The organism is Nocardioides sp. NBC_00163 (assembly GCF_045206295.1).
Lineage (GTDB): Bacteria > Actinomycetota > Actinomycetes > Propionibacteriales > Nocardioidaceae > Nocardioides.
Genome location: NZ_CP108155.1, coordinates 1,832,505 through 1,844,081 on the forward strand (window position 1 = coordinate 1,832,505; position 11,577 = coordinate 1,844,081).

The 11,577-nt window shown below is 70.3% G+C and carries 9 protein-coding genes; 5 read left to right on the top strand and 4 right to left on the bottom strand.

The features are described from left to right. Position 1 precedes the first annotated feature (1 nt). Both benB and benA read right to left on the bottom strand, forming a co-directional pair. Entirely contained in the window at positions 2 to 529 is a 528-nt protein-coding gene (gene benB / locus OG801_RS08780; RefSeq protein WP_355019247.1) for a benzoate 1,2-dioxygenase small subunit, read from the bottom strand. Positions 530 to 531: 2 nt separating this feature from the next. Next, on the bottom strand, positions 532 to 1,899 hold the full coding sequence (gene benA, locus OG801_RS08785) for a benzoate 1,2-dioxygenase large subunit (protein WP_355019248.1): 1,368 nt from the start codon (positions 1,897 to 1,899) through the stop codon (positions 532 to 534). Positions 1,900 to 2,092: 193 nt separating this feature from the next. On the opposite strand from benA, the gene OG801_RS08790 reads away from it, so the two are divergent. From OG801_RS08790 to catC, 4 genes are read left to right on the top strand one after another with little or no spacing between them, the layout of a single operon-like run. Next, entirely contained in the window at positions 2,093 to 3,004 is a 912-nt protein-coding gene (locus OG801_RS08790; RefSeq protein WP_355019249.1) for a LysR substrate-binding domain-containing protein, read from the top strand. After that, positions 3,001 to 4,104 carry a mandelate racemase/muconate lactonizing enzyme family protein gene (locus OG801_RS08795; protein ID WP_406035263.1) on the top strand — a complete coding sequence of 368 codons (1,104 nt, stop codon included), beginning with the start codon at positions 3,001 to 3,003 and terminating at the stop codon, positions 4,102 to 4,104. The genes OG801_RS08790 and OG801_RS08795 overlap by 4 nt, the downstream gene beginning before the upstream one ends. Positions 4,105 to 4,140: 36 nt before the next feature. After that, positions 4,141 to 5,028: a catechol 1,2-dioxygenase gene (gene catA / locus OG801_RS08800; protein WP_406035265.1), complete on the top strand. Its 888-nt coding sequence runs from the start codon at positions 4,141 to 4,143 to the stop codon at positions 5,026 to 5,028. Continuing rightward, entirely contained in the window at positions 5,028 to 5,306 is a 279-nt protein-coding gene (gene catC / locus OG801_RS08805; RefSeq protein WP_008361945.1) for a muconolactone Delta-isomerase, read from the top strand. Before catA ends, catC begins: the two co-directional genes overlap by 1 nt. On the opposite strand, the gene OG801_RS08810 is transcribed toward catC, so the two are convergent. After that, entirely contained in the window at positions 5,303 to 8,509 is a 3,207-nt protein-coding gene (locus OG801_RS08810; protein ID WP_406035267.1) for a BTAD domain-containing putative transcriptional regulator, read from the bottom strand. The genes catC and OG801_RS08810 overlap by 4 nt on opposite strands. Positions 8,510 to 8,608: 99 nt before the next feature. On the opposite strand from OG801_RS08810, the gene OG801_RS08815 reads away from it, so the two are divergent. Beyond that, the gene (locus OG801_RS08815) at positions 8,609 to 9,331 is read left to right on the top strand and encodes a dienelactone hydrolase family protein (RefSeq protein ID WP_406035269.1); all 723 of its coding nucleotides are present in this window, start codon (positions 8,609 to 8,611) and stop codon (positions 9,329 to 9,331) included. Here OG801_RS08815 and yicI read toward each other — a convergent pair. Beyond that, positions 9,318 to 11,576 carry an alpha-xylosidase gene (gene yicI / locus OG801_RS08820; RefSeq protein WP_406035271.1) on the bottom strand — a complete coding sequence of 753 codons (2,259 nt, stop codon included), beginning with the start codon at positions 11,574 to 11,576 and terminating at the stop codon, positions 9,318 to 9,320. The genes OG801_RS08815 and yicI overlap by 14 nt on opposite strands. Between the last annotated feature and the right edge of the window lies 1 nt (position 11,577).

Sequence of the window (11,577 nt, forward strand, 5' to 3'; positions counted from 1 at the left end):
CTCAGACGTGGTAGATGTCGACGACGTGGTGGATGTAGTCGTTCTTCAGCACCACGCTCTTGCGGCGGATCAGCGGCTGCTCGCCGGAGAAGTCGATGGTGTAGAACGACGTGCCGTAGTAGGGGTCGACGGTCTTGTAGCGGAAGTACATGGTGTGCCAGTTGAAGCGCACGTCGACCAGGTCGCCGCGGCGCTCGATGACCTCGACGTTGCTGATGTTGTGCGAGGTACGCGGCTCGGGGAGAGAGGTGGCCGAGGACCGCTCCGTACGGATCCGGAAGACCCGGTCCTCCAGGCCGCCCTTGTTGGGGTAGTAGATGAGTGACATCTCGGTCTGCGGGTCCTCGGTGAGGAGGTCGGCGTCGTCCCAGCAGGGCATCCAGTAGACGACGTCGTCGGCGTAGCACTCGAGCCACTTCTCGAACTCGCGGTCGTCCAGGAAGCGCGCCTCGCGGTAGAGGAACTGCTCGATCATGCCGTGGGTGATGAGCTTCGCCCCCGCGGGAGCGGCGTTCTGCGTGATCGTCATCGTCAGTTGCCTTTCTCGTTCGCGATGGCCGCGCGCATCTGCTCGGTCCACTGCGCGTGCATGACCGGGTAGAGGCCCTCGTCCTCGTTCTTCGCGCCGGCCGAGATGACGCCCGGCATCTCCAGCGCCTCGGCGACCTCGTCGGGGCCGGTGTGCCAGTGCTCGGCACCGCGGCTCATGTCGTTCCACGGCGCGGCGGAGGCCTGGTAGGTCAGGAAGCAGGAGCGGAACTCCTCCAGGTCGTCGGGCGTGGCCATGCCGGAGGCGTTGAAGAAGTCCTCGTACTGCCGGATCCGCCAGGCCCGCGACTCAGGGCTCTCGCCCTTCGGGGCGATGCAGTAGATGGTGACCTCGGTCTTGTCGACCGAGATCGGGCGGAAGTGCCGGATCTGGGTCGAGAACTGGTCCATCAGGTACACGTTCGGATAGAGCAGCAGGTTGCGCGAGCCCTTGACCATGAACTCGCCCTTGGCCTCGCCGAACTTCTCCTTGAGCACGTCCATCTGGTCCCACAGCGGCCGGTCGGCGGGGTTGGCCGCCCAGGTCCACAGGCACAGGTGGCCGTTCGGGTAGGACCAGTAGCCGCCACCCGCCTTGCCCCAGCTGCCGGCGTCGACGGTCTTGGTGGTGTTCTTCGACTCGCCGGTGTTGCGACGCGAGGTGGTCGCCGCGTAGTTCCAGTGGGTCGCGGTCACGTGGTAGCCGTCGGCGCCGTTCTCCGCCTGGACCTTCCAGTTGCCGTCGTAGGTGTAGGTCGAGGAACCGCGCAGCACCTCGAGCCCCTCGGGCGACTGGTCGACGAGCATGTCGATCACCTTGACGGTGTCACCGAGGTGCTCCTCGAGCGGCAGTACGTCCTGGTTGAGCGAGCCGAACAGGAAGCCGCGGTAGCTGTCGAAGCGAGCCACGTGGGTGAGGTTGTGCGAGCCCTCGGTGTTGAAGCTCTCCGGATAGCCCGCGTCGTCGGGGTCCTTGACCTTCAGCAGGGTGCCGTCGTTACGGAACGTCCAGCCGTGGAACGGGCAGGTCAGGGTCATCCGGTTGTCGGTCTTGCGCCGGCACAGCATCGCGCCACGGTGGGCGCAGGCGTTGATCATGCAGTGCAGCTCGCCGTCCTTGTCGCGAGTGATCATCACCGGCTGCCGCCCGATGTAGGTGGTGAGGTAGTCGCCGGGGTTGGGCACCTGGCTCTCGTGGGCGAGGTAGATCCAGTTGCCCTCGAAGATGTGCTTCATCTCCAGCTCGAAGACCTCCTCGTCGGTGAAGATCCGGCGGTTGGCGCGGTAGATCCCGGCCTCGCGGTCCTCGACCACGGCGTCCGACAGGACGTTCTCGATGTGGCCCAGGCTCTCGGTGAGCGGTGCGGTCATGGTGATGCCTCCAACGGGTGACGGTCACCACACCCTCGCAAGACGTGGCGGCCGTCACACCAGGCGAATGCCCAGTTCCGACCTAGGCACCCATTGATCATTCGAATCAATCAATAGGCGGCAGTTTCGTCCTTGTTGTTTATCTATCGCAGACCTAGTGTGGCGGTCATCACCACCTCGTGAGGAGCGCTTCATGGAGCTACGCCACCTGCGGTACTTCGCCGCGGTCGCCGAGACCTGCCACTTCGGGCAGGCCGCGGCGCAGCTGCACATCGCCCAGCCGGCGCTCTCCCAGGCGATCCGCCAGCTCGAGTCCGAGCTCGACGTCACCCTGTTCACCCGGACCACCCGCCAGGTCTCCCTCACCCCGGCCGGCGAGTTCCTCCGCACCGAGGCCGCCCGGGTCCTGGCCGCCGTCGACGACAGCGTCCGAGGCGTACGCCGCATCGGGGCCGGCCGCCACGGCCTGGTCCGCCTGGGACTGACCGGCACCGCCTCGTTCTCGCACCTGCCGGGCATCGCCCGGGTGGTCAAGCGCGAGCTGCCCGAGGTGGCGCTGGAGATCCATGCCGACCTGCTCACCCCGGCCCAGTGCGAGCGGCTGCAGAGCGGGGCGCTCGACCTCGGCGTACTGCGACCGCCCGCCACGGGCGAGGGACTGACCCTGCGCACCCTCGAGGTCGAGCCCCTCGCGCTCGCCATCCCCGTCGACCACCGGCTCGCCGTCGAGCCCGTCGTGGCCCTGGCCGACCTGCGCACCGAGCCGTTCGTGGCCTACAGCGCCCGCGACTCGGCGGTCAACGAGGCGGTCCTGCGCAGCTGCCGCGAGGCCGGGTTCGTGCCGCGCCGCGAGCACGAGGCACCGAGCACCGCGGTCCTGCTGGCGCTGGTCGCCGCGGGCCTCGGCGTCGCGGTCGTCCCGGCCTCCGTCCGGGCCCTTCCGTTGGAGGGCGTGATCTTCCGCGACCTGCTCGACGCGGGCAGCGTCGAGCTCTCCCTCGCCTATCGCACCGACGACGACAACCCCGTCGTCGACGCCGTCATCGAGGTCCTCGAGGCCGCCGACCTGTTCACCGCACCCCGTCTGGAAGCTCCCCGGTCATGAAGATCACCAGGATCGAGGCGATCCCGTTCGCCATCCCCTATCGCAAGCCGCTGCGCTTCGCCTCCGGCGAGGTCCACACCGCCCAGCACGTGCTCGTCCGGGTGCACACCGACGACGGCGTCGTGGGCGTCGCCGAGGCGCCGCCGCGGCCGTTCACCTACGGCGAGACCCAGACCGGGATCATCGCCGTCATCGACCAGCTCTTCGCCCCACAGCTCGCCGGGCTCACCCTGCTCGAGCGCGAGACCGCCCGTGTCCTGATGGAGCGCACCGTCGGCAACCCGACCGCGAAGGCCGCCGTCGACATGGCCATGTGGGATGCCCTCGGCAAGACCCTGGACCTGCGGGTCGTCGACCTTCTCGGTGCCTTCACCGATCGGATGCGGGTCTCCCACATGCTCGGCTTCGACGGGCCCGAGGCGATGGTCGCCGAGGCGGAGCGGATGCGGGAGACGTACGGGATCTCGACGTTCAAGGTGAAGGTCGGCCGCTCCCCCATCGAGCTCGACACCGCCGTCGTCCGTGCACTGCGCGAGCGGTTCGGCGCCGAGATCGAGCTGTACGTCGACGGCAACCGCGGCTGGACCGCGGCCGAGTCCGCCCGCGCGATGAAGCAGATGGCCGACCTGGACTTGCTCTTCGCCGAGGAGCTCAACCCCGCCGACGACGTGCTCGGGCGGCGCTGGCTGGTCAGCCAGCTCGATGTGCCGTTCATCGCCGACGAGTCGGTCCCGACGGCTGCCGACGTGACCCGCGAGGTGCTCGGTGGCTCCGCCACCGCGATCAGCATCAAGACCGCGCGCACCGGCTTCACCGGGTCACAGCAGGTGCTGCATCTGGCCGAAGGCCTCGGGCTGGAGGTCGTGATGGGCAACCAGATCGACGGCCAGCTCGGCAGCGCCTGCTCGATCGCCTTCGGCGCGGCCCACCGGCTCACCTCCCGCCGCGCCGGTGAGCTCTCCAACTTCCTCGACATGGCCGATGACCTGCTCACCGAGCCCCTCGAGATCCGCGACGGCGAGCTCGCCGTACGTCCTGGTGCCGGCCTCGGGGTCGAGATCGATCCGGAGAAGCTCGATCGCTACCGCACCGACAACTGAACACCTGACCCCACCGCAACACGAGAGGACACACCCATGACCACCGACCAGACCCTCGAGTCCACCCAGGCAGCCACCGAGGCCGCTTCCGCGGCCGCCTCGGGCGCCTCCGCCACCGAGCGCTTTGCAGCCGACAAGTCGCCCTTCGACGCAGTCAAGGACACCCCGCCGGAGCGCGTCGACACGCTGGCCAAGCGCGTGCTCAACGCCGTCTACGACACGATCCGCGAGGAGAAGGTCAGCTACGACGAGTACAACGCGCTCAAGGCGTGGCTGATCCAGGTCGGCCAGGACGGCGAATGGCCGCTCTTCCTCGACGTCTGGGTCGAGCACGAGATCGAGAAGGTCGCCACCGAGCACCGCGAGGGCAACAAGGGCACCATCGAGGGCCCCTACTACGTCCCCGACGCCCCCGAGCAGGGCGCGAACGGCACCATTCCGATGCGTGACGGCGAGGCCGGCACCCCGCTGACCTGGACCGGCACGATCACCTCCACCGACGGCACCCCGCTCGACGGTGCCAAGGTCGAGCTGTGGCACGCCGACGCCGACGGCTTCTACTCGCAGTTCGCCCCCGGCATCCCGGAGTGGAACCTGCGTGGCAGCTTCACCGTCGTGGCCGACGGCGCCTTCGAGATCCACACGATCCAGCCGGCGCCCTACCAGATCCCGACCGACGGCTCCTGCGGCAAGCTCATCGCCGCCGCCGGCTGGCACGCCTGGCGTCCCGCGCACCTGCACGTCAAGGTGTCGGCCCCGGGTCACGAGCTGCTCACCGCCCAGCTCTACTTCCCCGGTGACGAGCACAACGACGACGACATCGCCTCGGCGGTCAAGCCCGAGCTGGTGCTCGCGCCCGTGGCCAACGGGGACGGCTCGGTGAGCGTCGACTATGGCTTCGTGCTCGACCCGGTTCGCGGCTGATGCTCTATCACGTACGCATGGACGTCCGGATCCCGCACGACCTGGATCCGGACGTCCGCGACGACACGATCGCCCGCGAGAAGGCCTACGCCCAGGAGCTCCAGCGCGCCGGGAAGTGGCCGCACCTGTGGCGGATCGCCGGGGAGTACGCCAACTTCTCGGTCTTCGACGTCGAGTCCCATGACGAGCTCCACCAGATCCTCTCCGGCCTGCCGCTGTTCCCCTACATGGACGTCCAGGTCACCCCGCTGGCCAAGCACCCGTCCAAGGTCGACTAGAGCTGCCCGAGCACCCGGTCGGCTTCGCGCCGCAACGGCGCGAAGCCGTGCTCGGCGGCCAGCTGCCGCCCCCGGCGGGCGTGGACCCTTGCTGCCGTGGTGTCGCCCTCGGCATGGAGCGCCTCGGCCAGCCCGATCCGGGCACGGGTCTCGGTGAAGGAGGCGACGTGCGTGTGGCTGAGCCGGACCGCGTACTCATACGTCTCGGCGGCGTCGCGGTGGTTCCCGGTCGCATCGAGGGCGGCGGCATAGCTGCACGCCGTCGACGCGACGAAACGTACGTCCCCGTGGGCCCGCGCGGTCCGGTGGGCCCGCTCGGCGAGCTCGAGCGCCGAGGCGTGGTCGCCACGGACCAGGGCGAGCAGGCTGAGCTCCTCGAGCGCGTTGGCCTCGGCGAACGGGCTCCGGTTGCGGGTGGCCTGCGCCAGCGCCGACTCCAACCGGTCGCCGGCTGAGTCGAGCAGGCCGAGGGCGCGCTCGGCCGCCGCCAGGGTCGCGAGCTCGAGCGGGGTCGCGCTGCCCTGCACCTCGCTCAGCTCGACCGCTTGAAGATGGTGGACGCGTCCCTCCTCGAATCGGCCCTGCTCGGTGCAGGCGATGCCGAGGGCCTGATGCGCCCAGGACCGCAGCCCCTCGGTGCCCTCGACGTCGCCGAGGATCTTCAGCGCGTGCGTGTAGGCGACCTCGGCCTCGCGGCCGGAGTCCGCGACCCGGTGGCGGTGGCCGTCGACGATCGACGCGAACGCCAGCCCCTGCGGCCATCCGCTCGTGTCGAGCAGACTCCAGGCGCGGTCCGATTCCGCCCAGGCCTCCTCCATCCGCCCCAGGACCCCGAGCACATCGGCTTTCAGCGTACGCAGGAAGGCCTCGGCCCGCGCCTCGTCCTCGAGCATGGCGGCCTCGGCCCCGACCGTCACGAGCTCGAGGTAGGTGGTCACGTCGAGGCGGGTGCGGTAGTGGATCCGGGCCTGGTCGACGAGCTTCCAGGCGTAGTGACGCCGGTTTGGGTCGGTCGCTGCCTGCTTCGCGAACGCGATCAGCAGCTGCGCCTCGCGGTCGAGCCAGGTGCGAGCGTCGTCGGCCGAGTCGAAGCGGCTGCCCGGCGAAGGCTCGATCTCCAGCGCGCGCAGGCGGCCCGGATAGGCGGTGCCGGCGGCGCTGACCGTGGTGTCGAGCAGCCAGTCGGCGAGCCGGCGCTGCGCCTTCGGTTGCTCCTGGTCGGCCGTGGCCAGATCGCCGGCGTGGAGCCGGAGCAGGTCGTGGTAGTGGTAGCGCCCGACGCCGTCGGCGGAGTCGGCGGTCTGCAGCATGTTGGCGTCGACCAGGTCCTCGAGCAGCCGCTGCGTGGTGTCCGGGTCGCGGTCGAGGACGGCGCAGGCGGGTGCGGGGTCGAAGTCGTAGGCCGAGATCAGCGAGCACAGCCGGAACGCGCGCCGCGCTTCGGCGGGCATCGCGGCGTAGGAGATCTCGAGACTGGCTGCCACGCTCACCTCGCCGACGGCCAGCTCGGCGAGCCGGTGGGAGCTCTCGCTCAGCCGGTCGGCATACGTCTCGATCGACCATTCTGGGCGGCTCAGCAGTCTGGCCGCGGCGATCCTGAGCGCCAGCGGGAGACGGCCGCACGCCAGCGCCAGCGACTCGCTCGCGTGCGGCGCTGCGGCGACGCGCTCATGGCCGACGATCGCACCGATGAGCTGGACGGAGACGTCGGTGCTGAGCTCGCCGAGGTGGATCTGGCGGCCCAGGTCGATCGTGCCCGCGAGGGCCGGCAGCCGGTGGCGGCTGGTGAGGATCGTCCGGTTGGCGCCGAGCCCGGGCAGCAGCGGAATGACCTGGCCGGGGCTGTCGACACTGTCCAGCACGATCAGCATCCGGCGGTCGGAGAGCTCGCTGCGGAGCAGGGCCGCGGCGTCGGCGGCGTCGGTCGGGATCTGCTGGCCGGAGAGGCCGAGCGAGCGCAGGAAGCGCCGCAGCACCGTGCCGGGGTCGACCGGCTCGCCCGAGACGCCATGGAGGTCGGCGTAGAGCTGGCCGTCGGGAAAGTCGCCGCTCAGCCTGGCCGCGGCGGTCAGCGCCAGCGCGCTCTTCCCGGAGCCGGCCGGCCCGGTGACCAGCACCGCGGCACCGCCGCCCTCGCCGAGCCCGGCCGCCAGCATCGCGAGCTCGGCGTCACGCCCGATCAGCGCCGGCGCCGCCGGCACCTCCCGAGGTACGTCCCGCCGGCGCGCGCCCTCGACCAGCGTCGGGCGCCGGGTGTGCCAGCGGCCCTCCAGCGTCCCTTGGCGGACATCCTCGAGGACCGGGCTCGGGTCCAGCCCGAGCTCCTCGGCCAGCACGGACCGGACCGTCTCGTAGGCGGCGAGCGCCTCGGCCTGCCGCCCGGCCGCCGCCAGCACCTTCACGTACGCCGCCCACAACGGCTCGTCCAGCGGCCGCAACCGGGCGAGCTCGCCCACGACCGGGAGCGCCTCGATGGCCAAGCCCTCGGCAACGCCGAGGGTCGCCCATCTGAGCACGACCGCGACGTACTCGTCCTCGATGGTGCTCGACAGCCAGGGCGCCTGGTCGAACCCGTCAGGACGCCCCCGCCACAGGCCGACGGCCTCGGTCAGCGGGGCCATCTCGTCGGTCGCGGTCAGCTCACGGAAGCGGACCAGGTCGAGCTCGTCGGCCGAGGCGTCGAGGCGGAGGGCGCTGCCGTCCTGGGTGACCGCGATCGGCGCGACGAGGGCGCGCAGACGCCGGAGCAGCTGGGCCAGCCGTCTGCCCGACTCGGCCGAGGTGAGCTCGGGCCACAGCAGGTCGAGCAGCTCGTCGCGCCCGACCTTCTCCCCCGGCTCCAGGGCCAGCCGCCGCAACAGCAGGCCGACCTGGTCGGCCATCTCGACCGGCACTCCGTCGCGGACCACGACGGTCGGCCCGAGGACGGCGATGCTCACCACCGCGCCGTCGGCCTCGCGGGCGGGGGTGAAGGCCTCGGCGAACCGGGCCGTCTCCTCCGCGCTCAGGTCCAGCGCCTCGGCGAGCGCACGCAGCGAGGCCGCCCTCGGACGCCTCGTCCTCCCCTGCTCGAGGTCGCGGATCGAGGCGACGCTGAGCCCTGCGGCCCGCGCCAGCGCGCCCTGTGTCAGCGAACGCGACTCACGCAGCCGGCGGAGCCTGGGACCGAACATGTCCTCATGGCGCACCCCGGCCTCCGTCAAGACCCCGAGCCTGGCGAATCACCACGAAATCCTATCGGGTCGCGCGGCATCCGGCCTGCAGGATCGTCGGACCTGCGAGGATCGCACCGAGGTGATGAGATGTCGATGATCGACTATGCCGCTCCCGCGGGTCCGACGCGTGGCTACCTTTCGGTGCCCGAGGGTGCCGGGCCCTGGCCCGGCGTGGTGGTCGTGCAGGACATCCTCGGCATGACCTCGGACATCAAGCGGATCAGCGACCGGTTCGCGGCCAACGGCTACCTGACGCTGACTCCGGCGCTCTACGAGCGCGGCCCGAAGGTCGGGTGTGTCGTCAGCACGATGAAGTCGCTGGTGACCGGCAAGGGCACCGCGGTCGACGATCTGATCGCCGCTCGCGACCACCTCGCCGAGGATCCACGCTGCACCGGCAAGGTCGGCGTCGTCGGCTTCTGCATGGGCGGCGGTTTCACGCTCCTGCTGGCTCCGCGGGGCATCTTCGACGCTGCCGCGCCCAACTACGGGGTGCTGCCCGGAAGCCTGTCCGCGCTGAGCTCCTCGTGCCCGATGGTCGCGAGCTACGGCGCCAAGGACCGCCTCCTGCCCGGCGCCGCGGCCAAGGTCGAGGCGGCGCTCGCCGCGGGCGACGTACCCCACGACGTCAAGGACTATCCGGACGTCGGGCACAGCTTCATGAACGACTGGGGCTTCCCCACCCCGGCCCCGGTCCTGGAACGCGTGGTCGGCTTCAACTACTCCGAACCCGAGGCGGAGGACGCTTGGCGGCGCATCCTCGCCTTCTTCGGCGAACACCTCGGCGACGAAGGCGTCAGTAAGGCATGACGATCTCCACCCGCCAGGGCGCGGTCGACGTCGTCGTCACCCGCGGCTGCCCATCGGCACCCATCACCACGGCGTACGTCGCCGAGACCCCGTCCGGGGTGACCACCTCGACCACCCGCTCCTGGCCGGCCTCAAGACCTGGGAAGACGCGCAGCTCGAGACCGTCCAGGTAGTCGTAGTCGGGCCGGTCCGTGCGAGCTCCGATCGGCACGACCGCCCCGGAGCGTACGTAGAGCGGGAGGGTGTCGAAGCCGTACTGCTCGCGGCGCCAGCCGCCGCCCTCCACGACCCGGCCGGTCCACCAGTCGGTCCAGCGGCCCGGCGGCAGATAGACGTCGACGGAGCCGTCGGGCGCGAACACCGGCGCGACGAGGAGGTCCGGACCGAGCAGATACTGCCGGTCGACGTACGCGCTCCCGAGGTCATCGGGGAAGGCCATCGCCAGCGGCCGCATCATCGGGACCCCGCGGGAGCTGGCGGCCAGCCCGGCGGCGTACAGATAGGGCATCAGGGAGAGCTTGAGCTCGGTGAATCGTCTGGTCACCGCGACCGCGCTCTGCGGCCCCGCGTCGACGGCACCGGTCACCGGGTCCTCGTCGAAGGTCCACGGCACCCGGTAGGAGCCGCTGCCGTGCAGCCGGGAGTGGCTGGAGAGCATCCCGAACGCGGTCCAGCGCTTGAACAACCCGGCATCCGGCGTGCCCTCGAACCCACCGATGTCATGGCTCCAGAACCCGAACCCGCTCATCGCCAGCGACAGCCCGCCACGCAACGTCTCGGCCATCGACTCATAGGTCGGCGTACAGTCGCCACCCCAGTGCACCGGCAGCCGCTGGCCGCCGACGGTGGCCGAGCGGGCGAAGAGGACCGCCTCGCCCTCGCCGCGCTGCTCGACCAGGACGTCGTACACGGCCTGGTTGTAGAGCTGGGTGTACCAGTTGTGCATCTGCACGGGGTCGGATCCGTCGTGATAGACGACGTCGGTCGGGATCCGCTCGCCGAAGTCGGTCTTGAAGCAGTCGACACCCTGCTCGACCAGCCGGCGCAACTTCGACTTGAACCACTCGGTGGCGTCCGGGTTGGTGAAGTCGACCAGCGCCATCCCGGCCTGCCACATGTCCCACTGCCAGACCTCGCCGCTCGCCCGCCGCACCAGAAATCCCAGGTCAGCGGCCTCGTCGAAGAGCGGAGAGCGCTGCGCGATGTAAGGGTTGATCCAGACGCAGACCCGCAGGTCACGCTCGGTGTGCAGCCGCTCGAGCATCCCGTCGGGATCGGGGAACGTCCGCGGATCCCACTCGAAGTCGCACCAGTTGAACTCGCGCATCCAGAAGCAGTCGAAGTGGAACACCGACAGCGGCAGGCGACGCTCGGCCATCGCGTCCAGGAACCCGGCGACGGTCTCCTCGTCGTAGTCGGTGGTGAAGCTGGTCGAGAGCCACAGGCCATAGCTCCACGCCGGCACCCGCGCCGGCCGCCCGACCAGCGCGGTGTAGCGCTCCAGGATCTCCTCCGGCGTCGGGCCGTAGACGATGAAGTAGTCCAGGCTCTCCCCCGGCACCGAGAACTGCACCCGCTCGACCGACTCGCTGCCGACCTCGAAGGAGACCTTCCCGGAGTGGTTGACCAGCACCCCGTAGCCGCGGTTGGTGAGGTAGAAGGGGACATTCTTGTACGCCTGGTCGCTGGACGTGCCGCCATCGGCGTTCCACACATCCACGGTCTGCCCGTTCTTCACCAACGGCCCGAACCGCTCACCGAGGCCGTAGACGAGCTCGCCGACATCGAGCGAGAGCTGCTCGTGGACGTACGTCTCACCGGCCGTGACGGCGTAGCCGACCGACCGCTCGCCGCTGTGGGTCAGCACCTTCCCGTCGGCCTCGAACCGCAGCTCCCACGGTGCTCCGGCCGCGACGGTGGCCCGCAGCGGACCGCTGCGCAGCACACCGCCCGCCTCGCTGGTGGCGGCCTTCGCCACTCCCTCCTCCGCGCCGACCAGCTCGAACCCGCGGGGCTTGCGGGCCCCGCGCAGATGCTCGATGCGTACGCCGATGACGCCTTCCAACGGTGAGCTGAGGGTGACCGTCAGCGTCGGCCGGTTGAGGGTGTCGCCACGGGACTCGATGACCTTGGTCGGCGCGGTGACCACCAGGGTGTCCTCGGTCGCCTCCAGGTCGTAGGCCTCCTTGGCGTAGAGCATCTCCACGCCACGCAGGGTGCGCCAGAAACCGTCGGTGAACTTCACG